24 protein-coding genes and 1 other annotated feature are annotated in these 22746 nt (G+C 45.6%); of the genes, 18 read left to right on the plus strand and 6 right to left on the minus strand.

Annotated features, from left to right (window positions below; all coding sequences use genetic code 11):
- Nucleotides 1–2: 2 nt before the first annotated feature.
- From ACZ444_RS02215 to murB, 12 genes are all read left to right on the plus strand, one after another.
- Nucleotides 3–569, plus strand: a complete 567-nt coding sequence (locus ACZ444_RS02215) for a DNA-3-methyladenine glycosylase I (RefSeq protein ID WP_382358356.1) — start codon at nucleotides 3–5, stop codon at nucleotides 567–569.
- A gap of 93 nt (nucleotides 570–662) precedes the next feature.
- The gene (locus ACZ444_RS02220) at nucleotides 663–1487 is read left to right on the plus strand and encodes an aldo/keto reductase (protein ID WP_382358357.1); all 825 of its coding nucleotides are present in this window, start codon (nucleotides 663–665) and stop codon (nucleotides 1485–1487) included.
- Between the two features lie 192 nt (nucleotides 1488–1679).
- Nucleotides 1680–2729 (plus strand): type 2 isopentenyl-diphosphate Delta-isomerase, encoded by a 1050-nt coding sequence (fni, locus tag ACZ444_RS02225; protein WP_382358358.1) that lies wholly within the window; start codon nucleotides 1680–1682, stop codon nucleotides 2727–2729.
- Nucleotides 2730–2872: 143 nt separating this feature from the next.
- Nucleotides 2873–3730 (plus strand): MBL fold metallo-hydrolase, encoded by an 858-nt coding sequence (locus ACZ444_RS02230; RefSeq protein WP_382358359.1) that lies wholly within the window; start codon nucleotides 2873–2875, stop codon nucleotides 3728–3730.
- Between the two features lie 138 nt (nucleotides 3731–3868).
- Nucleotides 3869–4594 carry a DsbA family oxidoreductase gene (locus ACZ444_RS02235; protein ID WP_382358360.1) on the plus strand — a complete coding sequence of 242 codons (726 nt, stop codon included), beginning with the start codon at nucleotides 3869–3871 and terminating at the stop codon, nucleotides 4592–4594.
- A gap of 233 nt (nucleotides 4595–4827) precedes the next feature.
- Nucleotides 4828–5781, plus strand: a complete 954-nt coding sequence (locus ACZ444_RS02240) for an ABC transporter permease (RefSeq protein ID WP_382358361.1) — start codon at nucleotides 4828–4830, stop codon at nucleotides 5779–5781.
- The gene (locus ACZ444_RS02245; protein ID WP_382358362.1) at nucleotides 5771–6709 is read left to right on the plus strand and encodes an iron chelate uptake ABC transporter family permease subunit; all 939 of its coding nucleotides are present in this window, start codon (nucleotides 5771–5773) and stop codon (nucleotides 6707–6709) included. Before ACZ444_RS02240 ends, ACZ444_RS02245 begins: the two co-directional genes overlap by 11 nt.
- Nucleotides 6709–7467, plus strand: a complete 759-nt coding sequence (locus tag ACZ444_RS02250) for an iron ABC transporter ATP-binding protein (protein ID WP_382358363.1) — start codon at nucleotides 6709–6711, stop codon at nucleotides 7465–7467. The genes ACZ444_RS02245 and ACZ444_RS02250 overlap by 1 nt, the downstream gene beginning before the upstream one ends.
- Before the next feature lie 234 nt (nucleotides 7468–7701).
- Nucleotides 7702–8670, plus strand: a complete 969-nt coding sequence (locus ACZ444_RS02255) for a siderophore ABC transporter substrate-binding protein (RefSeq protein ID WP_382358364.1) — start codon at nucleotides 7702–7704, stop codon at nucleotides 8668–8670.
- Between the two features lie 270 nt (nucleotides 8671–8940).
- Nucleotides 8941–9723, plus strand: coding sequence for a SurA N-terminal domain-containing protein (locus tag ACZ444_RS02260; RefSeq protein WP_382358365.1), 783 nt, complete (start codon nucleotides 8941–8943; stop codon nucleotides 9721–9723).
- A 199-nt stretch (nucleotides 9724–9922) separates the two neighbouring features.
- The gene (locus ACZ444_RS02265) at nucleotides 9923–10753 is read left to right on the plus strand and encodes an alpha/beta hydrolase (protein WP_382358366.1); all 831 of its coding nucleotides are present in this window, start codon (nucleotides 9923–9925) and stop codon (nucleotides 10751–10753) included.
- Between the two features lie 14 nt (nucleotides 10754–10767).
- Nucleotides 10768–11697, plus strand: a complete 930-nt coding sequence (gene murB / locus ACZ444_RS02270) for a UDP-N-acetylmuramate dehydrogenase (RefSeq protein ID WP_464433794.1) — start codon at nucleotides 10768–10770, stop codon at nucleotides 11695–11697.
- A 61-nt stretch (nucleotides 11698–11758) separates the two neighbouring features.
- Here murB and ehuA read toward each other — a convergent pair whose 3' ends face one another.
- The 4 genes from ehuA to ehuB all read right to left on the minus strand — a co-directional run bounded on the left by ehuA (nucleotide 11759) and on the right by ehuB (nucleotide 14946).
- On the minus strand, nucleotides 11759–12529 hold the full coding sequence (gene ehuA / locus ACZ444_RS02275; RefSeq protein ID WP_382358368.1) for an ectoine/hydroxyectoine ABC transporter ATP-binding protein EhuA: 771 nt from the start codon (nucleotides 12527–12529) through the stop codon (nucleotides 11759–11761).
- Nucleotides 12526–13260: an ectoine/hydroxyectoine ABC transporter permease subunit EhuD gene (gene ehuD, locus ACZ444_RS02280; protein WP_382358369.1), complete on the minus strand. Its 735-nt coding sequence runs from the start codon at nucleotides 13258–13260 to the stop codon at nucleotides 12526–12528. Before ehuD ends, ehuA begins: the two co-directional genes overlap by 4 nt.
- A complete protein-coding gene (gene ehuC / locus ACZ444_RS02285; RefSeq protein WP_464433796.1) occupies nucleotides 13260–13886 on the minus strand; it encodes an ectoine/hydroxyectoine ABC transporter permease subunit EhuC in 627 nt (208 codons plus the stop codon). Before ehuC ends, ehuD begins: the two co-directional genes overlap by 1 nt.
- Nucleotides 13887–14040: 154 nt before the next feature.
- A complete protein-coding gene (gene ehuB, locus ACZ444_RS02290; protein WP_382358370.1) occupies nucleotides 14041–14946 on the minus strand; it encodes an ectoine/hydroxyectoine ABC transporter substrate-binding protein EhuB in 906 nt (301 codons plus the stop codon).
- A 575-nt stretch (nucleotides 14947–15521) separates the two neighbouring features.
- Between ehuB and ACZ444_RS02295 the strand changes: the two genes are divergently transcribed.
- The 4 genes from ACZ444_RS02295 (at nucleotide 15522) to proS (ending at nucleotide 19455) form a co-directional block, all read left to right on the plus strand.
- Nucleotides 15522–16004, plus strand: a complete 483-nt coding sequence (locus ACZ444_RS02295) for a DUF456 domain-containing protein (protein WP_382358371.1) — start codon at nucleotides 15522–15524, stop codon at nucleotides 16002–16004.
- 17 nt (nucleotides 16005–16021) lie between these two features.
- Complete coding sequence (thiD, locus tag ACZ444_RS02300) at nucleotides 16022–16852, plus strand: bifunctional hydroxymethylpyrimidine kinase/phosphomethylpyrimidine kinase (protein ID WP_382358372.1); 831 nt, start codon at nucleotides 16022–16024, stop codon at nucleotides 16850–16852.
- A gap of 157 nt (nucleotides 16853–17009) precedes the next feature.
- On the plus strand, nucleotides 17010–17561 hold the full coding sequence (locus tag ACZ444_RS02305; RefSeq protein ID WP_382358373.1) for a cysteine hydrolase family protein: 552 nt from the start codon (nucleotides 17010–17012) through the stop codon (nucleotides 17559–17561).
- A 127-nt stretch (nucleotides 17562–17688) separates the two neighbouring features.
- Nucleotides 17689–17909, plus strand: a binding site (T-box leader).
- Nucleotides 17910–18057: 148 nt separating this feature from the next.
- Nucleotides 18058–19455, plus strand: a complete 1398-nt coding sequence (proS, locus tag ACZ444_RS02310; protein ID WP_382358409.1) for a proline--tRNA ligase — start codon at nucleotides 18058–18060, stop codon at nucleotides 19453–19455.
- Between the two features lie 82 nt (nucleotides 19456–19537).
- Here the strand turns inward: proS and ACZ444_RS02315 are convergent, their stop codons facing one another.
- A complete protein-coding gene (locus ACZ444_RS02315) occupies nucleotides 19538–20017 on the minus strand; it encodes a glutathione peroxidase (RefSeq protein WP_382358374.1) in 480 nt (159 codons plus the stop codon).
- A 278-nt stretch (nucleotides 20018–20295) separates the two neighbouring features.
- On the opposite strand from ACZ444_RS02315, the gene ACZ444_RS02320 reads away from it, so the two are divergent.
- Nucleotides 20296–20742 carry a PCYCGC motif-containing (lipo)protein gene (locus tag ACZ444_RS02320; RefSeq protein ID WP_464433563.1) on the plus strand — a complete coding sequence of 149 codons (447 nt, stop codon included), beginning with the start codon at nucleotides 20296–20298 and terminating at the stop codon, nucleotides 20740–20742.
- Nucleotides 20743–20914: 172 nt separating this feature from the next.
- Here the strand turns inward: ACZ444_RS02320 and ACZ444_RS02325 are convergent, their stop codons facing one another.
- A complete protein-coding gene (locus tag ACZ444_RS02325; protein ID WP_382358376.1) occupies nucleotides 20915–22081 on the minus strand; it encodes an iron-containing alcohol dehydrogenase in 1167 nt (388 codons plus the stop codon).
- Between the two features lie 259 nt (nucleotides 22082–22340).
- Here ACZ444_RS02325 and ACZ444_RS02330 point away from each other — a divergent pair, with 259 nt between their 5' ends.
- Entirely contained in the window at nucleotides 22341–22718 is a 378-nt protein-coding gene (locus tag ACZ444_RS02330) for a winged helix-turn-helix transcriptional regulator (protein ID WP_382358377.1), read from the plus strand.
- Nucleotides 22719–22746: the final 28 nt, after the last annotated feature.

Raw genomic sequence — 22746 nt, forward strand, 5'->3', positions numbered from 1 at the left:
TAATGGAGACACAACGCTGCGCATGGGTGACAGATGACCCTATCTATATTGACTATCATGATCATGAATGGGGAAGACCGGTTCATGATGATCAGACATTATTTGAGATGCTGTCTTTGGAAGGCGCACAGGCAGGTTTGAGCTGGCTGACGATTTTAAAACGGCGGGAAAACTACCGGAAAGTATTTGCTGATTTTGACCCGGCAACAGTGGCTGCCTTTGATACGGACAGGGTGCACAAAATGATCCAGGATAAACGCATCATCCGGAACAGGCAAAAGATTGAGTCTGTGATTACAAATGCGCTTGCCGTGCTGATGATTCAGCGGCAATTCGGCAGTTTTTCTGCCTATATCTGGCAGTTTACCGGCGGTGAGCCGATTGTGAACAATTGGGAGACAGGAGCCGATGTTCCTTCTTCAACAGAGGCATCCGAGCAGATGAGCAAAGCCTTGAAAAAACGTGGTTTTAAATTTGTTGGACCGACCATCTGCTACGCCTTTATGCAAGCAACAGGCATGGTGAATGACCATACGCAAGACTGTTTTCTGAGCGGACAGGATCTCTGAACCGGAGAGCTATTGGCAGCCGATACACAACATTTTAAATGGACTGCCTTCTGTGATAGGCTTAACTTACCCTTAAAGAAAGGAAGCGTTTAAATGAACTATGTAACTTTAAATAACGGCCTTGAGATGCCGCAGCTCGGATTCGGTGTCTGGCAAGTGCCGGATGAAGAAGCAGAAACATCTGTAGCCAAAGCACTTGAAGTCGGCTACCGTTCCATTGATACAGCTAAAGTGTACGGCAATGAAGAAGGCGTTGGCCGGGCCATTGCTGCCAGCGGCGTCCCAAGGGAAGACCTCTTCATCACCACGAAACTGTGGAACAGCGATCAGGGCTATGACTCGACACTCGAGGCATTTGATGCAAGTCTTGAGCGTCTGGGACTTGATTATGTGGATCTTTATTTAATCCACTGGCCAATGCCAGAAGTGGACAACTATGTGGAAACGTACAAAGCGATGGAAAAACTGTATCATGACGGCCGTGTGAAGGCCATTGGCGTTTGCAACTTCAATATTGAGCACTTGCAGCGTCTCCTGGATGAATGTGAGGTTGTGCCAGTGCTGAACCAGGTCGAATGCCATCCATATCTGCAGCAGCAGGACGTTAAAGCATTCTGTGCCGAGCACAATATTTATGTGGAAGCATGGAGCCCGCTGATGAGTGGCGGCAATGCGCTGCAGGATGACGTTATCGGTGACCTTGCTAAAAAACATAACAAAACGATCGCGCAAGTTATTCTTCGCTGGCATTTGCAGACTGAAGCGATTGTGATTCCAAAATCCGTAACGCCAGCCCGCATTGAGGAAAATTTCGATGTGTTTGACTTTGAACTGACTGCGGAGGAAATGGAGCAAATGGCCAAACTCGATGACAACCAGCGGCAGGGACCTGAGCCCAATGATATGAACAAGCAATAGGTGCAGATGAGCCGGGACAAACGTATTTTTATCAATTAAAGCTGAATTAGAATTGATATTAAGTTATGTCCCGGCCTGTTTTTGTATGCAGCCTGTGTGAATTATTTTATTTTATTTCCAGCCGTTTACTGGTATGCTGGAGATGCAGGAAAGACAAGCATGTTAAACTATGATGTGTTAGGGTGAATAACCATGCCTCAAGGAATTAATCAGCGCAAAACGGAACATATCCGGCTCTGCTTAACTGACAATGTTGAAGGCGTTAATAAGTCAACAGGTCTGGAAGGCATCTCGTTTATACATAATGCTATGCCAGAGATAAACTTTGCCGATATTGATACGCGCACGCAGTTTCTGGATAAGCCGCTCAAGGCACCTTTCCTTGTCAGTTCGATGACTGGCGGATCGGAACTGGCCGCGACCATTAATCAAAACCTTGCCAAAGCAGCCGAGGAAAAAGGCTGGGCGATAGCACTCGGCTCAACAAGGGCTCTTTTGGAAAGTGATGCGCACCAGGAATCTTTTCTCATTCGGAAGTATGCGCCGAGTGTTCCGCTGATTGCTAACCTGGGTGTGGTGCAGTTGAATTATGGTTACGGCGCAAAGGAGTGTCAGCGGATTGTTGATTTGACGGGTGCCGATGCGATTGTGCTGCACTTTAACCCGCTGCAGGAAGCTATACAGGATGAAGGAAACTTAAACTTTGAAGATCTGCTGCCGAAGATCAAAGAGCTCTGCTCGTCGCTTGACGTTCCTGTAGGCGCAAAGGAAGTCGGTTTTGGCATCGATGGCACGGTCGCGGAAAAACTTTACGATGCAGGCATTTCCTATATCGATGTTGCTGGCGCTGGCGGCACATCCTGGAGCCAGGTGGAAAAACTCCGCTCAAATGATCCGCTGAAAAAAGCTGCCGCTGAAGCATTCAATGACTGGGGCATCCCAACGAAAGACTGCCTTGTATCCGTGAGGAGCAAGCTGCCGGACGCGCCGGTTGTCTCCAGCGGCGGGATGAAGACAGGTGTGGATGCTGCGAAGGCCCTGACGATTGGGTCTGACGTTATTGGCTTTGCCCGGCAATTGCTGGAGGCAGCAACCGAATCGGAACAGGATGTTATCAAGGCGATGGAGCAGATTGAACTTGAATTAAAAATGACGATGTTTGGCATTGGCGCCAAAACGCTTGATGACTTAAAAAATACGAAGCGCGTTTCCATTATGGGGCAATCGCTCCTGGAAGAATAATAATACAGCTGCCGACCTGAATCAGGAAGGCAGTTTTTTGTGGCAAGCGTCATGAAAGCCTGAATTCAATTTATGGAAAAAGCGATAACGCTTAATAAAATGAGGCTGGGGCCAGATACTATTCTCAGAAGGAGGGGGTTATAATGGATCAGGAAATGCACGAACCTGAAGACAGTCGATTTATTCCGATGACTTCTGTGGATAGTGGTTACGGGCGGGAGGCTGCCCCTGACGTGTATTATTATACGGATCAGATCGCCAACGTCTTATTTGTCGGTGACCCGGAGCAGGGTGAGTGGGTAATGATTGATGCTGGCCTTCCTGGGTCGGCTGACGAGATTCGCGCGGCTGCAGCGGATCGCTTTGGCGAAGACAGCCGTCCGTCTGCCATTATTTTAACGCATGGCCATTTTGACCACATCGGTGGATTAGTGGACTTGGTGAACACGTGGCAGGTGCCGGTTTATGCACATGAACTGGAAATGCCATATTTAACCGGTCAGAAGCGTTACCCTAAACCGGATATGAGCGTTGAAGGCGGTGTATTAGCGAAAATTTCCGGCATCTATCCGAATGAGCCCGTTGATTTGGCTGATGCGGTTCAGCCATTGCCAGAGGATCATACGGTACCCGAAATGGCGGGATGGGAATGGTTCCATACGCCTGGGCATTCACCCGGTCATGTTTCCTTGTACCGGGATGACGATTCACTGCTCATCTCAGGTGATGCCTTTATTACGGTACGGCAGGATTCATTTTATAATGTGCTGATGCAAAATACGGAAGTGAACGGACCGCCGCGCTATTTGACAACAGATTGGGAGGCTGCCAGACAATCGGTGGAAAAGCTGGAGACCCTGCAGCCTGATTGTGTGGTGCCCGGTCATGGCCGGGCGATGGAAGGCGCTGATCTGGCAGAGGGACTGCATGAGCTTGTGCGGACGTTTGATCAAACGGCCGTCCCTGATTATGGCCGTTTTGTAGACGACGCGGAACAGTAAATGTTGCGGGAGCCGGTGGCATATCGGTTCCTTTTATTTGCTGCGACACAAGCGGATTTGCTGCAACCGTTTTCAATAACGGTATTAACATTCTATGTGCAGATGTGCTAATATAAAAACAGAAGAGGGGTGTAGCTGATGAAAATAGACGTATGGTCAGATTTTGTATGCCCGTTTTGTTATATAGGCAAACGCCACTTGGACTTTGCTTTGGAACAATTTCCATACCGTGAAAATGTGGAAGTTGCATACAAAAGTTATGAACTGGAACCGAATGCTGAGCTGAACGCTGGCGATAATATACATGAGCGTTTGGCCGCAACCAAAGGAATGTCCTTCGAGCAGGCTAAGAGCATGAATGAACAGGTGGGTAAGCAGGCTGCTGAGGCAGGACTGACCTATCATTTTGACACGATGAAGCCTACCAACACCTTTGATGCTCACCGTGTCGCCAAATATGCTGCGGAAAAGGGCAAAGGCAAAGACATGACCGAACGATTGTTAAAAGCCTATTTCACAGAGTCTGAGCTTATCAGTGATTATAAAACGCTGATCAGGCTTGCGGGTGAGGCTGGACTGGACAAAGATGAGGTATCAGCCTTATTGGAAAAAGACGATTATGCCATTCATGTCCGGGCCGATGAAGAACAGGCAAGACAACTCGGTGCTGAGGGCGTTCCTTTCTTCGTTTTCAACGAAAAATATGCCGTCTCAGGCGCCCAGCCACAGAAGGTTTTCGCTGATGTGCTCGAACAAGTATGGGAAGAAGAACAGGAAAAACCGGGATTGCAATCATTAAATCCAAAAAAATCGAAAACAACTTACTGTACAGATGAAGGCTGTGAAATTGTGGAGGACGATTAAACAGTCAGTTCGGCGCCTTTGAAGGGGGTATTAACCCTTCAAGGGCTTTTTTAATGGCTTTTATAAAATGGTCTGCCTCCTTAAAAAAAGCCGGATTTTTTAACCAGATTGTATTGCAGTTCCCAAGGAATTTGATATAATAGGTTCGGAACGCATAATTGATAATGATTTTCATTCTTATTTAGAATGAATCAATTTTAATAGTCATTCTAATGTGTATTCGAGGGTTTTGTATGAAACGATGGCATCTGGTGGTCGTGGGGGTCCTGTTATCATTTACGTCTATTTTCATAGGTGTTTCGGATATTGCGCCGTGGGACATTTTCAATTTAACTGATGAGCAGATGAAAATGCTGACGGTGAGCCGTCTGCCGCGACTCATCAGCATTATTATTGCGGGTGCGGCTATGAGCATCTGCGGTTTGATTATGCAGCAGTTGACACGGAACAAATTTGTGTCACCCACAACCGCGGGCACCATGGATTCTGCGCGTCTCGGTGTGCTGGTGTCATTGCTTCTTTTCCCATCAGCAGGCATGCTGCAAAAAATGGCGATTGCTTTTGCATTTGCACTCGCGGGTACTTTTATTTTCATGAAAATTCTCGATCGCATTAAGTTTAAGAATACGATATTCATTCCGCTCGTCGGGCTGATGTTTGGGAATATTGTCGGTTCGATAACCACATTTTTTGGACTGAAATACAACCTGGTACAAAGTGTCTCATCCTGGCTGCATGGTGATTTTTCCATGGTCATTGAAGGCCGTTATGAACTTTTGTATATCAGTATCCCAGCCATCTTGCTGGCTTATTTATTTGCCAACCGTTTCACACTTGCAGGCATGGGTGAGGACTTTGCTCTGAGTCTTGGTCTGAATTATAAACGGGTTGTTAATCTGGGGCTTGTTATCGTCGCGTTTGTTTCATCGATCGTGATACTCACTGTAGGGACGCTGCCCTTTTTAGGTCTGGTTGTACCTAATATTGTCACGATCTTTCAGGGCGATCATCTCCGGAAAAGTATTTTTCCCACCGCGCTTATGGGAGCAGTATTTGTCCTGTTTTGCGATATAGTCGGACGGCTTATTATTTATCCTTATGAAATTTCAATCAGCCTGACAATCGGTGTTATCGGCAGTGGTATTTTCCTTTATTTGTTATTGGGGCGTAGAGCCAATGAAAGCTAAACTGACGACACTAGCAATTATAACCGCCGTATTTATTGCTCTATTTCTATTTATCGATATCGGCAGTCAGTGGGAGTATGTGCTGTCGAGACGGTTTAACAAAATTATTGCGATGGTTCTTACAGGCTGTTCAATCGCTGTATCAACGATCATTTTTCAAACTATCACGAATAACAAGATACTAACGCCCAATATTATCGGACTGGATTCGTTATACATGCTGATTCAGACCATTGTTGTGTTTGTCTTTGGTGCTGACACGCTGACCATGATGGACAGCAATTTCCATTTCACGCTGTCAGTTGGGCTGATGCTCTTGTTTTCCGCTTTGCTGTATAAGCTGCTGTTTAAACGCGAAGGGCAGAATATTTATTATCTATTGCTTGTCGGCCTGATTATGGGCACGTTATTTTCCAGCATCTCATCTTTCATGGAAATCCTGATTGATCCTGACGAATTTCTCGTTGTAAGAGACTCCATGTTTGCCAGTTTTAACAATGTCAACACACAGTTGCTCGCTATCTCTGCTGTGGGCGTTGTCCTGATTGGTCTTTATTTGCTGCGGTTTATTAAATACTTAGATGTGTTGTCACTCGGAAAGGATCAGGCAGTTAATTTAGGGGTGGATTATAATGCGATCGTCAAACGCCTTTTGCTGATTATTGCAGCCCTTGTATCGATTTCGACAGCTTTGGTTGGTCCGATTACATTTCTGGGGCTTTTGGTGGCTAATATTACGTATCACTTTATGGGGACATATCAGCATAAGTTTTTACTTATTGGATCGCTCTTCATCAGTGTTATTTCGCTTTTAGGTGCACAAATGTTTGTTGAACATATCCTTCACTTTGGAACAGCTGTCAGTGTTGTTATTAATCTTGTTGGCGGATTATATTTTCTTTATCTGCTGTTAAAGGAGAGTAAATAATGTTAGATGTTAAACACGTTACCAAACAGTACGGTCAGAAGAATGTGGTTGAGGACGTTTCGCTTACGGTGGAAAAGGGCAAAATCACCTCATTTATAGGCCCGAATGGTGCTGGGAAGAGTACCCTGTTATCGATGGTCAGCCGGCTAATCGATAAGGACAGCGGCGAGATTGTCATTGACGGTGAGGATATCAAGAAAAGCAAAAATAATGATCTGGCCAAAAAGATTTCTATTCTTAAGCAATCCAATCACGTTAACATCCGCATTACGATCAAGGACCTGGTCAGTTTTGGCCGCTTTCCTTATTCGCAGGGCCGCTTAACAGCAGAAGACTGGCGGCATATTAATGACGCACTGCATTATATGAGACTTGAAGACATGCAGGACAAATTTATTGATCAGCTTAGCGGCGGGCAGCTGCAGCGGGCTTATATCGCAATGGTCCTTGCACAGGACACCGAATATATTTTGCTGGATGAGCCGCTCAACAATCTGGATATGAATCATTCGGTTGAAATTATGAAGGCCTTGAGGACCATGGTGACCGAACTGCAGAAAACAGTTGTGATTGTGCTGCATGATATTAACTTTGCCTCCTGTTATTCGGATCATATTGTCGCCTTAAAAGATGGAAAGGTCGTTAAAGGCGGCGAGACAGACGACATCATTCAGCAGCCAGTGTTAAAAGAAGTGTTTGATATGGACATCCAAATCGAAATCATCAACAACAACCGGATTTGTCTGTATTACACATAATCGTTCCGCCATAGAAGATCGGGGTGCCTGTGTCAGTCTATGAGTCACCCCAGTCGTGGCAAGCGTTTATTTTTTAAATTTACATTGATAATGATTATCACTATCAGTATTTGTGCTAATCCTGGCATTTGACATTCCAGCAGGGGAAGGGGACTAAGAAATAGCCACTGGGTAAAGAATACGTCGGTGCGTCGCAGATTTTGTTGATTTATATAACTTTAAGGAGTGGTGACGATGCTTAAAAAGCTTTCAGCATTTTTATCTGTTTTTCTATTAATGATGGTTCTCGCAGCTTGCGGCAGTAACGCTGAGGACGCGTCTACCGGATCAGATAACGATGGGGATAATACTGATTCAGAAAAAGAAACGGTTACGATCAGCGATAAGCTGGATGAGACAGATGTTCCGAAAAACCCGGAGAACGTCGTTGTGTTTGACTATGGAGCTTTAGAGACGCTTGATAAACTGGATGTCCCCGTAAAAGGGATTGCTCAGGGAAGTTCCATGCCGGAGTACTTATCAAAGTATGAGGATTCTGACTACACCAATGTTGGTACGTTAATCGAACCTGATTTTGAAGCCATCAATGAAGCAGATCCTGAACTGATTATTATCTCTGGCCGACAGTCAGATGATTATGATGAACTGAGTAAAATCGCGCCGACAATCTATGTGGGCATTGACAATGACAACTATATGGAATCGTTTAAAGATAACGCCAGGAAACTGGGCAAAATCTTTGGAAAAGAAGACAAGGTCGACCAAAAACTTAGCGCTATTGAACAATCAATACAGGAACTTCAGGATAAAACAGCGGCTAATGATAAAGAAGGCTTGATTCTCTTATCAACAGGCGGAAAGATCAGTGCGTACGGCCCAGGGTCACGCTTCGGTCTCATTCACGACGTATTCGGTGTGACACCTTCCGATAAGAATATTGAAGCGTCAACGCACGGTCAGAAAGTCACTTTTGAATATGTGGCTGAGCAGGACCCGGATTATTTATTCGTGATTGACCGGGATAAAGCGATCGGCGGTGACACGACTGCCAGCAAGGTCCTTGATACCAAGCTTGTCAATGACACGACGGCAGCGAAAAATGATCATATTATTTACTTAGATCCGAACGTATGGTACCTTTCCGGCGGCGGCTTGCTTTCGATGCAGGAAATGATCGATGAGGTTGAAAACGGATTGGATTAAGATCAAATGGAAGCAGGGCAGCAGCTCTTGCTTCCATTTCTTTGGGCTCGTAACCTTTGTGCTGGTCCCAGGGTTAGTCGTTTTGGCATTTACTTACGGCACAATTGCGTAAATTAATGCTGCGGTTTGTTACAGAATCGTAATAGGCGACTATGAAAACTGTCTTGGCAGGATCCTTTCCGGAAAACGGCACATAAGTTGACATTTGCACAATCCCCCTTGAATATGTTTGAATGTAGGAACAATGAATGGAAATGAGGGTAGCCGTTTATGAAAAAGTTGATTATGTTATTGGCCGCTTTAAGTTTAGCTGTTGTACTGGCAGCATGCGGTGATGACGATGACTCTGCGGATAAAGATAAGGATAAAGATACGTCTGATAATAATCAGAGTGAACAAGCATCTAAGGACATGCCTAAACCGAACTTAGACGATGTTCCAGATGTTGTGGCAAAAGTCAACGGCGAGAAAATTAAGAAAGACGAATTTTCCAAGACGTATAAAGGCCAGTTTCAGCAAATGGCTATGCGGGCTAAGATAAGCGGCAAGGATCTGGACCAGGATAAGATGAAAAAGCAGACAGCTGAAGGTATGGTTGGCAATAAACTGCTGACTCAGGAAGCGGATAATCGTGATTATAACGTATCCGACGAAGAAGTTGATGATACACTGAAAGAACTGTCCAAACAGCAGCGGAAGGATTTTGAGTCGACCGATGACTTTGTAAAAGCCCTTGAAGATCAGGGAATGGACAAGGATAAGATTATGTCCCAGGTCAAGAAGCAGGTGCAATTAGATAAGCTGATTGATGAGGAATCAGGTGATCTTGAACCATCGAAAAAAGAAGTGAAGAACGCTTACGATCAATATAAGAAACAGCAAAAACAAATCAACAAGCAAAAAGGTGATGACAAGGAAAAAACAGATATAAAGTCATTCGATGAGAAGAAACCTGATCTTAAAAAACGGGTTGAACGGCAGAATAGACAAAAAGCAACTCAATCAATCGTTAAGGATCTTCGTGACGATGCTGATGTGACCGTTAATCTATAAGTCAGTGAAACCAGGCTAAATGAGAGCCTGGTTTTTTTATTCGCTCCAGTTTGGCTGCCGCAAACTGCGCGGATGGATTCCTCCATATGGCTTACAATTTCATTAAATGGTAAGACAGAACAAGCTGGTAAATGGTATACTGGTATATGGTACAGTAATGTATTGTATTGGTATAAGATTTAGTCAGTGAGGTCTGATCATGCAAGCGAAGTCTATCATCGGTATTGTAGCGGTTATCCTGTTGATCGGGGGTGCCGCGTTCGGATTGTATACGCTGAACAAGGCACAAGCATCAGGCAAAACAATAGAACATCCAACGGTGTTTGTTCATGGTTATAAGGGCACCTATTATTCGTTTGCCCACATGCTGCATCGATTTGACCAGACATATGATTGGGGGCAGACATCCCTGATTTATGAGGTCTCTCGAACAGGCGAACTGACGGTCCATGAACTGACGAATGGGCAGGTAAGGAAGCCTGTGTCGATTCAGGTTATTTTCCGTAATAATCGTGCCAGTGTGGAGAAGACAACTGGCTGGCTTGCCAAGGTTCTTGCCCAAATGAAAGAAACGTTTAACATGAATACCGTTAATTTAGTCAGCCATTCCATGGGGAGCCTCGTGGCAACGAATTATATTGAGCAGTATCATGATAAAGCCACATCCCCTGACATAGGGAAACTGATTGCTATCGGCGGTCCCTTTGGCGGCATTTACAACGATGCCTATTTTAAAACGAATCATGATCCGGCTGCCGACGATCTTAAACCTGGTTCACGTGCACTGAAGAAGCTGCAGATGAATAAGGATGCTATACCGGATCATTTAAAGATCTTAAGTATTGGCAGTGTGGGCGACCCGGTTGCTGTACCAGAAAGTGTTGCGATAATCCGGCGTATAACAGATGACAGGCAACTTGATTATCAAATGATTCATGACCCGAGTCTGGGTCACAGCGAGTTGCATGATGATTACCGGGTTGACCGGATGGTTCATAAATTTCTGGAGACATCCGATGAGACGGAATGAACAGCAAAGGATTGATGTTTGTGATCAATGATCGCCATACGTATGAACAGCTGGCAGCTATTACATCACCGGAAAATGTTTTAATGGATGAAGAGCTGTATCGGCATACGTATACACAGCTTGGCGGTAGAGCCGATTTTTATGTAACACCCGAAACATATGAACAAGTTCAAGCGATTGTGAAACTGGCTTTAAATGAAGCTATTCCCTTTACGATGCTGGGGAATGGTTCCAATTTGATTATAAAAGATGGCGGGATCCGCGGTATTATTTTAAATCTGGGGCGCTTAGCAGCCATTCATAAGGACGGGATGCATATTGTAGCCCAGAGCGGCGCACGGATTATTGATGTGTCACAGTTTGCTTTATCACATACTTTAACAGGGCTTGAGTTTGCCTGCGGGATTCCCGGATCTGTCGGTGGCGCCTTATTTATGAACGCTGGTGCCTATCATGGTGAAATTAAAGATGTGCTGAAAAGCGCGGTTGTAGTTGACCGGGAAGGGAATCTCCTGGTGCTGGATGCGGCTGATCTGGATTTGGCATACCGTTCGAGCAATATCCCGGCTAATGGCTACATTGTTCTTGAAGCGACATTTGTGATGCAGGCTGGTGAGTATCCGGCGATTAAAACGGTGATGGACGACTTAACACATAGACGGGAGTCCAAACAGCCTCTGGAATATCCATCGTGCGGAAGTGTGTTTAAGCGCCCGCCGGGTTACTTTGCCGGTAAGTTAATACAGGACAGCCATCTTCAGGGCCGGCAGATTGGCGGTGCTCAGGTATCCCTGAAGCATGCCGGCTTTATCATTAACCGCAACGGAGCATCTGCAACAGAGTACATTGATTTAATCCATTCGGTGCAGGCGACGGTTAAACAAACATTTGACGTAACGCTTGAACGCGAAGTAAAAATTATCGGGGAAGATCCCCTGACATAATTGAGATATGAGAAAAGCTGACCTGCCCTGTAAAGGACGGGTCAGCTTTTTTAACATGCATTCAGGACCGGAACCGGTGCAGGAAACTTTGCAGCCGTTCATTATTGGAGTTTTCGAGTACATCTGCAGGCGGTCCTTCTTCAACGATGACGCCGTTATCGAGAAAGAGAACACGGTCAGCGATATCACGGGCAAATTCCATTTCATGTGTCACCAGCACCATCGCCATTTCGCCTTCCTTGGCAATGTCACGAATGACTTCCAGAACCTCACCGACAAGTTCCGGGTCAAGCGCTGAGGTGACCTCGTCAAACAGCATGACGTCCGGACGCATGACCAGTGCCCGCGCCATGGCAACACGCTGTTTCTGTCCGCCTGATAGCTGGTTTGGATATTGATCCAGCTTATCACCGAGGCCGACTTTCTCCAGCATTTCGGTGGCCCACTGTTTAGCATCTTGCTTATCCGCTTTTAACACATGGATGGGTGCTGTCATACAATTATCCAGAATCGTCATGTGAGGAAAAAGATTGAAATGCTGAAAGACCATCCCGACATTTCCGCGGACCTGCCGTAAATGGTTTTCATTGGCCGGGACTATTTCACCGTTTTTTTCCATTTTCCATAAATTCTGGCCATCAATGATAATATCGCCCGATGTCGGCTCCTCAAGTGTCATCATCATGCGGATGATCGTTGTTTTCCCAGATCCGCTCGGGCCGATAACCGCTACTTTCTCAGCTGGTTCAATATCCAGATTGATGCCTGTCAGGACTTCCGTATCCCCAAACGATTTATAAACATCTTGATAACTTACAATCGGTTCTGTCATGACGATGCAGCTCCTTCTTTATCGTTGATCGTTTTACTGCCGGTTGGCTCATTTTTATCAAAACGCTGATTCATTTTCCGCTCCAGTTTATTAATCAAAAGGGCGGATGGGTAACTCAGAACAAGGAACAGGACGGCCACAATGGTCAGTGGCTCCAAATACCGGAAATGCTCGGCACCGTATGAGTTTGCCAGATTCAGAATACCGACAACACCGATCGTGGATGCCAGCGGAATTTCCTTGAACATGATAATGAAATAGTTCCCCAGCATCGGGATGGTTGGCGGTATGGCTTGCGGTAAAATGACTTTTAGCCATTTGTCCTTAGCAGAAAAGTTAAGGGCCCGGGAGGCTTCCCATTGGCCTTTATCAACGGCTTCAATACCGGAGCGATACACCTCGCCGATATAGGTGCTGAAATGAATACCGAGGCCGATAATAGCGCTTGCGAACGGATTTAGAGCAAATCCCACAACCGGCACCATTGGCCAGGCATAATAGATGAAAAATAGCTGGACAAGCGGTGGTGTTGAGCGAATAAATTCCATAATCCACTTAAAGAGCCAGTGTAAAGGCCGAATCCGGATAGCATTTAAAAAAGTCCAGACGAAGCCGAATATCAGGGCAAATAAATAGGTTGCAAGGGTCAGTCCCACTGTAATGCCAAGACCTTGTATGATCATCGGAAAAGCATCAAGGAATGTATCCCATTGCCAGTTGCCACTATTCATCAGCTAGTCACCCCTTTCTTCGATGCTTCCTCCATTTTTCGGGTCAGCCAGATTAATGGCAGTGCCATAATGAAGTAGAATACAAGCACTAGGAAATAAACCGTTGGTGCGTGTGACAGATCATTGCTCCTGAGAATGTCCCCGTAGTATAAGATATCTGTCATGCCGATCAGGGAGACAAGCGAGGTTGCCTTCAGCATCTGGATAAGATAATTACCAAACTCCGGAAGCATCATACGGAGAGCTTGTGGGAATATGACCAGACGCATACGCTGGAAGCTCGACATATTCAAAGCTGTTGCTGCCTCTGTCTGGCCTCCTGAAACGGATAAAATGGACCCGCGCACAATTTCAGACATATAGGCGCCATAGTTTAAACCGATCGCCAGAATACCGGCGAGGTAGTTACTGCCAAGGTCAATGCCAAATAAGATCGGCAGTGCATAAAAAAGCCAGAACAGCTGAACGATCAGTGACGTACCGCGAAATACTTCAACATAAAAGACCGTTATATATTTGATAATCGGATTTTTGGATAAGCGGCAAAAGCCAGCAATAAATGCCATCAAATAGCCAAGAATGATGGACCCGATCAATACTTGAACCGTTATTTTCACACCTTGCATAAGCGTCGGAAATATCTCAGCAATGGCAGTAATAACAATCACTCCTTCTTAGAATTCGGTTGATGATAATAAAATAGGGTCAGACCCCCTGAGAGGGAGTCCGACCCTATGGAGTCATCATGCCGAAATATGCTACTGAGTTATCAAGCTGAGATTAGTATTTTTCACCACTGCAGATCGCTTCAGTCGTTTTATCTTCTGGTGGAGCGTTCGTGTCGGGATTGTAGCCGTTCTTCTCCAGCAGATCAGCAACTGTTCCGTCATCAATCAGTTTTGCTAATTCTTCATTATAAGCTTCGCGAAGCTTTTCATTATCCGGATTAAAAGCAGCGGCGCCATAGCTTGGAACGCCTTCGATATCCGGCTGTTCAAAGTCTTCGACAAATTCAAGATTATCATTGTTGGCTGATTCAAGTGCCATTTTAACGGTCATTTCAGTACCGGTTGTTGCGTCGGCACGGCCGGATTCCACAGCGGAAAATGTAGCTGGGATATCTGCAACATCCTGAATCTGACCTTCTTCAACACCTTCTGTCTTCACATATTCAATTTCGGTTGCGCCGGACATAATGGTGACAGAAGCGCCTGTTTCAGCTATATCACTGTAACTGTGCAGGTCCTTAGGATTGCCTGCTGGGACAATCAGCCCTTCCCCATACGTCATTTCCGGTTCGCCAAAGTCGACGTTTTCACAACGTTTTGGGTTGATTGCCATCCCTGAGGTAATCACGTCAAATTTACCTGCGTTAAGCCCAGGGATTAATTGATCATAGTCTGATAGATGCCCTTCAACATCGTCCACACCCAGTTCTTTAAACACGGCTGTTGCAATATCAACGGCAGCGCCTTTCAATTCGCCGTCTTCTTCATAGCCATATGGTTTTTCGTTTGCAAATCCAACGGTAACGGTTCCTTTATCCTGAATTTTGGCAAGTCTTGAGTCACCGTCACTTCCGCTATCTCCGTCACCGCCGCTGGCATCACCGGAATCATCTGAACTGCAGGCTGCCAGGATGAGCATTAAAGCGGTAAAAATCAATACGGCTAAACGTTTTTTCATCGTTTGAATGACCTCCCATAATGTTTAAGTAAAGCAGATTCAGCATTATCTTTGCTGCTCGCTTAGTACTTTCTGTCTGCAGACATATTCCCTTTTTTGCAGGCCACCCCCCTCGAGTCAAAATGAAAATCGGGTCTTTATAGGCTATTCCGCACTGAAAACGTGTAATAAAAGTCAGTCAGGAAATGTCTGTAAATGGTCATATAATTATGTTAAATAAATTTTCAAAGCGGTTCAAGCCTGATTTTTTTTGATAATTAGGACTAAGCCGTTATTAGATTCGTTTGAGGGAATTGTCCTTATCTATACCGAATGTTGCTCGTAAATAGCTTATATTCCTTTTATATGCTTGAAATTTATGGTTATGATATAATATTCAATTAATTAGACTAGTTTAAAATCTGGTTCGCCAGCAGTTTTACATGGGATGTGATTCAAACTGGCCTGCTGACTATGGAGGAAGCAGATTCGTTAGAGGGACTTGGAATCGAAGTGGTCAGGTTGACTGTGTTATAATGATTGCGGAATCTGTGCCAGCAGATATCAAAATTTTTATTGGGATGGGGGCAGCACTAATGGAAATAATAATTTGGATTGTTATTGCTGCACTCTTTATGGCGAGTTTCGCTGGGATTCTGTTTCCGGCTATCCCATCGCCTTTAGCTGTCTGGGCCGGGTTTTTGCTTTATCATTTTGTTTTGAATGCTGATGAACTTGGCTGGCCGTTTTGGACAGCGATGGCAGTATTGACAGTTATTTTGCTTGGTGCAGACGTCTTGGCCAACAGTTATTTCGTGAATAGGTTTGGCGGCAGCAAGTGGGGTGAACGCGGTGCAGCTATTGCTGTGATAGTTGGATCGTTTGTGATTCCGCCGTTTGGCATTCTGCTTTTACCCTTTATAACGGTGTTCGTTATTGAATTGATGCAGGCTAAAACAATGCAGAACGCTCTCAGAGCAGCTGCTGGGTCATTGATCGGATTTTTCAGCGGAGCGGCTGCGAAAGCCGTCATTCAATTAGCGATGATTATATGGTTTTTGCTTACAATTATAATTTAAAGAAAGGGTGTTCTTAAATGAATCTTCCCAAACGCGTTGTAACCATTGCTGGATCGGCAGCCGGAGGAAGTGCTGGTATTCAGGCCGATCTGAAAACATTTCAGGAACTGGATGTCTATGGCATGAGTATTGTAACAGCGATTGTCTCGCATCATCCGGAAACAGATAAGAATGTGCACCCGCAGACGATTGAGGCGATCGAAGCGCAATTTTCAACAGCTGCGAAACAGGTCGGCATGGATGCACTCAAAACAGGCATGCTGTTTTCCAGAGACATTATTGATAAAGCAGCTGATTTGATCGCGGCATCAGATGTGCCGATTAAAGTGGTTGACCCGGTTATGGTCGGAAAACTTGATTCCAAGCTTTTGGCAGATGATGCAATTGATGTGTTAAAGAAACGGCTGGTGCCGATGGCGGATGTGATTACGCCCAATGTGCCAGAAGCCTCTTATCTATTGGACGGGCGCGAAATTGCAACCGTTGCCGATATGAAACAAGCTGCCATCGATTTGTATGATCTGGGGCCGCAGTATGTGCTTGTTAAAGGCGGCAGACTTGAAGGCGCGGCTGTGGACATTCTGTATGATGGCGAAACCCTGACAGCATTCGAAGCACCGCGGATTGCAACAGACAATACGAGCGGTGCTGGCTGTACGTACTCGGCCGCGATCACGGCTTATATGGCTCAAGGCTATGACATGCCGGAAGCCGTCCGTCTGGCCAAAACTTTTGTAACGACAGCAATTGAATATGGGTTTACCTACACCGATATGGTAGGTCCTACTTATCACGCGGCACAGCGTATGAAGGGGGAGACTCATTCCATTAAAGTGGATAAGCTCTAGTCAGATTGGTTCAGTTATAATGAGATGTGGTGTCTGTCCAGGCTGATCGGTTTATGTGGCGGATATATGAAAGTGTCATAATCTGTCTGTGTTAAAATAAGGTGTATCATAAAGCATTGCGCAGGCAGTTAACTAGTTTGAAAAGGATGTGCCATAAATGGGGAAACGCGCGTTGATTAATGTGGATTATACGGTTGATTTTGTAGCGGATCATGGGAAGTTGACAAGCGGTAAACCAGGACAGGCTATCGAGAATGCTATCGTATCCATCACCAACGATTTTATCGCTGCAGGCGACTTTGTCGTCTTTGCGATTGATGCACATGAAGAAGGGGACACCTATAACCCGGAAACGGCACTATTTCCGCCGCACAATATTATCGGAACAGAAGGCCAGGAACTGTATGGTTCCCTGGCATCGGTATATGCGGATAATCAGCATAAAAGCAATGTCTATTATTTCGATAAGTCGCGCTACAGTGCTTTTGCCGGTACAGATTTGGACATTAAGCTGCGTGAACGCGGAATTGATGAGATTCATATAGTTGGTGTCTGCACGGATATTTGTGTGCTGCACACAGCGATTGATGCCTATAATAAAGGCTATAACATTGTCGTCTATCAGGATGCTGTCGCGAGTTTTAATGCAGCCGGACATGACTGGGCGCTTGGCCATTTTCAGAATACACTGGGCGCGACCGTGTATTAAGGGAGGCTCCAGCCGCACGCGGAAAACAATATCTGTTTCTGGAGCGGTGTTTGAGCAGTCTTATTTCAGCCGTTGAGACCGCATGCCTTGACTTTAACGGCTAGGCCATATATATTTGAACACAATAGTTGAAACGCTGATAAGGATAAGTACCATTAAGAGATCTTTACAGAGAGGAAATGGCTGGTGCGAATTTCCAGGATCGAAAATGGGAACCTGCCTTTGAGTTCGCCATCGGGATGGCTTCGCCTGAAGATGTGCGCGGTTTATCACCGTTATGATATCAAGTGTGCAGCCGTTACGAACGTCTGTAAACAAGGGTGGTACCACCAGACCTCGGTCCCTTATTAAGGACGGAGGCTTTTTTATATTCAAGAGACCTGCGAACCGTTTCAAAGATGTTGTAGAACGAGCGTGCTTGCAGCCACTATCAATATGTTCAGGAGGGGTGACTTTTGTGAGTAAAGATAAACAATACGTTGAAAAAATAACAGCCATGGAGGACGACTTCGCCCAGTGGTATACAGATGTCGTCAAACAGGCGGAGCTGGTTGATTACGGGACTGTCCGCGGAACAATGATCATTAAACCGTACGGATTCGCGATCTGGGAGAATATTCGTGATGAGCTGGACAGACAGTTTAAAGAAACCGGTCATTCGAATGTTTATTTTCCATTGTTCATTCCAGAAAGTATGCTGCAAAAAGAGAAGGATCACATTGAAGGCTTCGCACCGGAAGTGGCCTGGGTCACACACGGCGGGGAAGAAGAATTGAGCGAACCGATTTGTGTCCGGCCGACATCTGAAGTGCTCTTCGGTGATTATTATGCCAAAAATGTTCATTCCTATCGTGATTTGCCGAAGCTGTATAACCAATGGAGCAACGTTGTACGCTGGGAAAAAACGACCCGGCCATTTTTGCGCTCATTGGAATTCCTATGGCAGGAAGGGCACACGGCTCATGCGACACGTGAGGATGCTGAAGCTGAGACGAGCCAGATGCTCGATATCTATACGGAACTTTGCGAAAATTATCTGGCGTTCCCTGTTGTGCGCGGCAAAAAGACAGAAAGTGAAAAATTTGCCGGCGCCAATTATACGCTAACGATTGAAAGTCTGATGCATGATGGTAAAGCGCTGCAATCCGGGACTTCGCACTATTTAGGCACCGGTTTTGCCGAGGCATTTGATATCCGTTTTCTGGATGAGAACAGTGAGGAACAGCCGGTTCATCAAACGTCATGGGGCATGTCCACCCGCATTATGGGCGCCTTGATTATGGTTCATGGTGACAACCGCGGGCTGAAGATACCGCCACGAATTGCACCGACACAGGTCATGATCGTGCCAGCCGCCCAGCACAAGCCCGGCGTTCTTGATAAGGCATATGATCTTCGTGATCAGCTGCAGCAGCTTGTTCGCGTCGATATTGATTCCAGCGATAAACAACCAGGCTGGAAGTTTAATGAATATGAAATGCAAGGCATCCCGGTTCGCCTGGAGATCGGACCAAAAGATATTGAAAAGGAACAAGTCGTGCTTGTCCGCCGTGATACCGGTGATAAGGAATTCGTGCCATTGGCTGAACTGGAGTCAAGGCTGCCGGCTCTGTTGGAAGACGTGCAGCAGAATCTGTATGATCAGGCCCTGAATCATTTACAAGAGACCACTACAACAGCGGTTAACATGGATGAATTTAAGCAGGCCCTGGAGACGTCTCCAGGCTTCATAAAAGCGATGTGGTGCGGTGATGAGGCATGTGAAGATAAGATTAAGGATGACACATCAGCTACGTCGCGCTGCATTCCGTTTGAGCAGGAGGCCATCTCTGACACGTGCATATGCTGTGGTCGTGAGGCGAAAGAAATGGTCTATTGGGCGAAGGCGTATTAATTGAGGACTGCTTGCAGTCAGATAAAATGTCTCAAATAGCAGCAATGAAACGAGCTGTCTCTTGATATAGGGGCAGCTCATTTTAGGATTGCAGTGCTTTTTCGATGTCCTGCTGGATTGTCTCTGGCTTTGTCTGCGGCGCATAACGCTTAAGAACCTGACCTTGCTGGTCGATCAGAAACTTGGTGAAGTTCCATTTAATTTGTCTGGTGACTATCCCTTTGGCATTATCTGTCAAGTAGGTGAACAGCGGATGCGCATTGGCACCTTTGACGTCAATTTTACTGAATATCGGAAAACGGACATTGTACTGACTTTGGCAAAAGGTGGCGATTTCCTCATCAGATCCTGGATCCTGACTGTTAAATTGGTTGCACGGGAAACCCAAAACAGCGAAGCCTCTATCTTTATACTGTTCGTACAGTTTCTGTAAACCATCCAATTGCGGTGTGAAGCCGCATTCGCTGGCTGTATTGACAATCAGAAGCACGTTTCCTTCATACGCGTCCAAAGGTTGTTCCTGCCCGTCGATCATTTGGGCTGAAAATTGATAGATACTCATGATATTCGCCTCCAGTCAACTCACCATACCAATTCCAAATATAAATGTCAAAAAATTTAATCATAATTAGGATCTTTTAATCGTTGTGCTATGTTAAACGAATCATACCCGGGAAAACAGGGTATAGCCGTTAATATCAAGGGGGTTTTCTCTATTGGCGTCACTCTTCTTTTTCTGGACAGGATGTGCTATGATGATATCAATTATTGTGGGCTTGGCTGATAAACGTAATGGAAAGGAAGTGTCTGTTATTGCGAAAATCACTTGTACTTAGTTTTATGTTGCTGTTGTTAGTCGCAAGTGCCTGTTCAAGTGGCGGAAGTCAGGAAGAGCATGAGAATAATGCAAGCAATGGGGATATCCGTCAAACGACAAGCTCTATCACAGAAATGCCCAGTTTTTTGGATGAAACGTCTGATGATCTGAAAAATCTTTATAAAGCCGTCGCACAGAACCAGGATTTGCTGGAATCCATTCCGTGCTATTGCGGGTGCGGTGAATTCGGCCATACAAGCAACTATGACTGCTTTATCAATCAAAATAATGCTGATGGATCACTTGTCTGGGATAATCATGCCATCAAATGCCAGACGTGTCTGGATATTGCGGTGGAATCCGTTATCGCATTCAGTGAGGGGACATCGGTCAAAGAAATCCGCAGCACGATTGATGAAAAATATCAGGACGGAAATTATCCGGAGCCGACACCAACGCCGGAAATATAGCACCAGGAAGCGGGCGCTTTCGATTTGGGAACGACTTGTTTTTATATATCGCAGGCTTGGTGACTGGAGCATCAGGTGTGAGCAGGTTCAACTATAAAATTGGCTGGCATGTGTCGTCCGGCTCAATGCCGTCGACATGCCAGCCAAAAGCTTGTCTCATCTATAGATCAGCTTAGAAATTAACATCTTGTCCATAGAATGCTGCTTCATAAAGTTTCTTCATTTCTTCCGTGGATGTTTCGCGCGGGTTGGTGCCCGTGCATGGGTCTTCGACAGCGTGTGCCGCCATTTCATCGACATGCGCTTTGAACATTTCCTCGGATACGCCGTAGTCTTTGAGCGTATGCGGAATATTCATTTGCGTGTTCATACTGTTGATCCATTCGATGAGTGCATCTGTCAATTCGCTGTCTGACGTGCCCTCAAGACCGATACGTTTGGCATAAGCGGCAAAACGGTCTTCCACGACAGCCCGGTTAAATTGAATAACATACGGCAGGTAGATGGCATTGGCACAGCCGTGTGGTATACCGAATGTCGGTCCGCTTTTGTGTGAAAGACTGTGAGCATTTCCGAGCACGGCGTTAGCGAAAGCCATTCCTGCCATTGCTTGTGCATAGTGTACTTGCTCACGTGCATCCATATCACCGTTATACGAATTCACCAGATTTTCTTCAAGGACTTCAGCCCCTTCGAGAGCCAGGGAGTCAGTAAAGATGGTGCGCGGCTTGGCGACGTATGCTTCGATTGTATGCGTGATGGCGTCCATGCCGGTATAGGCTGTTATATGCTTAGGCATGGATTCGACCATGACCGGATCAATAACAGCGATATCAGGTGTTAATTCGAAGTCCGCCAGTGGATACTTGAATCCTGTCTCTGATTCAATGATGACAGACAGGTTTGAGATCTCGGAGGCACTCCCGCTTGTCGTTGGAATACCGATAAATTTAGCCTTTCCTCGCAAGTTAGGCAGTTCAAATGGCTTGGTGGCATCCTCAAATGACAGGTCAGGATGCTCATAAAAGACCCACATGGTTTTGGCGGCGTCCATCGGAGAACCACCGCCGATGCCGATTATCCAATCAGGATTAAAGTCGTTCAGGATCTCGACACCTTTATTAATCATATCGGTTTCTGGTTCTGTTGTGATGCCATCAATAACGGTTGTTTCCATGCCGCCGTTAGTAAGCTTTTGTTTGATCTTGTCCAGGTTTCCGTTTTCTTTAACAGAATTTCCGCCAATAACGAGCGCGGCTTTTGAACCTTCCAGTGACGTAAGCACGTCAAGTGCATTTTCCCCAAAGTAAATATCGCGCGGAATTGTAAAGCGATTCATGCTGTATACCCCCAAATTACATTTTTTGAACAGCCGATAGGGACTGGCTGCCGTTACATAAGACAAATCTTATGTGTACATTGATTATTGTAAACCATACTGAAAACGTTATGTAAGTACGCACTTTGGGTTTACTTAGTGTGCTGCAGGATACTGTGAAGCCGCCAGGTTTGCAAATATATGGCAAAGCAGGATGATATCGTATCACGAAAATATGCTCTAAAATAGAAGGCATGGAGCTTAAATGGAGGCGCATATTATGGGACATGCCTGCAGAAAGACATATAATTGTGAGAAAGAATTGACCCTGGATGTCATAGGCGGCAAGTGGAAGATGCTGATTCTGTGGTATTTAGGAAAAGAAGGCACGAAACGTTTTGGAGAGCTTCGGTCATTGATTCCTGGCATCACGCAAAAGACACTCACAAACCAGCTCCGTGAACTTGAGGAAGATATGATTATCCACAGGGAAGTGTATCCGGTTGTCCCGCCGAAAGTGGAGTATTCATTGACGGAGCAGGGGTGCAGCTTAATGCCGATCCTCGAAGCAATGAATGCATGGGGGCGGCATTATATGGATACGGTTATGAAAATGAACGCTAATGCCGAAAAAATACCTGATAAGGAAACAAACTAAAGCCTGAGCTGTTCCAGACAGCCCAGGC

Source organism: Lentibacillus kimchii (assembly GCF_055381965.1).

Coding starts and splice junctions, on each gene's coding strand:
- ACZ444_RS02215 (WP_382358356.1), top strand. CDS start 3: ATGGAGACACAACGCTGCGCATGGGTGACAGATGACCCTATCTATATT.
- ACZ444_RS02220 (WP_382358357.1), top strand. CDS start 663: ATGAACTATGTAACTTTAAATAACGGCCTTGAGATGCCGCAGCTCGGA.
- fni (WP_382358358.1), top strand. CDS start 1,680: ATGCCTCAAGGAATTAATCAGCGCAAAACGGAACATATCCGGCTCTGC.
- ACZ444_RS02230 (WP_382358359.1), top strand. CDS start 2,873: ATGGATCAGGAAATGCACGAACCTGAAGACAGTCGATTTATTCCGATG.
- ACZ444_RS02235 (WP_382358360.1), top strand. CDS start 3,869: ATGAAAATAGACGTATGGTCAGATTTTGTATGCCCGTTTTGTTATATA.
- ACZ444_RS02240 (WP_382358361.1), top strand. CDS start 4,828: ATGAAACGATGGCATCTGGTGGTCGTGGGGGTCCTGTTATCATTTACG.
- ACZ444_RS02245 (WP_382358362.1), top strand. CDS start 5,771: ATGAAAGCTAAACTGACGACACTAGCAATTATAACCGCCGTATTTATT.
- ACZ444_RS02250 (WP_382358363.1), top strand. CDS start 6,709: ATGTTAGATGTTAAACACGTTACCAAACAGTACGGTCAGAAGAATGTG.
- ACZ444_RS02255 (WP_382358364.1), top strand. CDS start 7,702: ATGCTTAAAAAGCTTTCAGCATTTTTATCTGTTTTTCTATTAATGATG.
- ACZ444_RS02260 (WP_382358365.1), top strand. CDS start 8,941: ATGAAAAAGTTGATTATGTTATTGGCCGCTTTAAGTTTAGCTGTTGTA.
- ACZ444_RS02265 (WP_382358366.1), top strand. CDS start 9,923: ATGCAAGCGAAGTCTATCATCGGTATTGTAGCGGTTATCCTGTTGATC.
- murB (WP_464433794.1), top strand. CDS start 10,768: ATGTTTGTGATCAATGATCGCCATACGTATGAACAGCTGGCAGCTATT.
- ehuA (WP_382358368.1), bottom strand. CDS start 12,529: ATGACAGAACCGATTGTAAGTTATCAAGATGTTTATAAATCGTTTGGG.
- ehuD (WP_382358369.1), bottom strand. CDS start 13,260: ATGAATAGTGGCAACTGGCAATGGGATACATTCCTTGATGCTTTTCCG.
- ehuC (WP_464433796.1), bottom strand. CDS start 13,886: ATGCAAGGTGTGAAAATAACGGTTCAAGTATTGATCGGGTCCATCATT.
- ehuB (WP_382358370.1), bottom strand. CDS start 14,946: ATGAAAAAACGTTTAGCCGTATTGATTTTTACCGCTTTAATGCTCATC.
- ACZ444_RS02295 (WP_382358371.1), top strand. CDS start 15,522: ATGGAAATAATAATTTGGATTGTTATTGCTGCACTCTTTATGGCGAGT.
- thiD (WP_382358372.1), top strand. CDS start 16,022: ATGAATCTTCCCAAACGCGTTGTAACCATTGCTGGATCGGCAGCCGGA.
- ACZ444_RS02305 (WP_382358373.1), top strand. CDS start 17,010: ATGGGGAAACGCGCGTTGATTAATGTGGATTATACGGTTGATTTTGTA.
- proS (WP_382358409.1), top strand. CDS start 18,058: ATGGAGGACGACTTCGCCCAGTGGTATACAGATGTCGTCAAACAGGCG.
- ACZ444_RS02315 (WP_382358374.1), bottom strand. CDS start 20,017: ATGAGTATCTATCAATTTTCAGCCCAAATGATCGACGGGCAGGAACAA.
- ACZ444_RS02320 (WP_464433563.1), top strand. CDS start 20,296: ATGTTGCTGTTGTTAGTCGCAAGTGCCTGTTCAAGTGGCGGAAGTCAG.
- ACZ444_RS02325 (WP_382358376.1), bottom strand. CDS start 22,081: ATGAATCGCTTTACAATTCCGCGCGATATTTACTTTGGGGAAAATGCA.
- ACZ444_RS02330 (WP_382358377.1), top strand. CDS start 22,341: ATGGGACATGCCTGCAGAAAGACATATAATTGTGAGAAAGAATTGACC.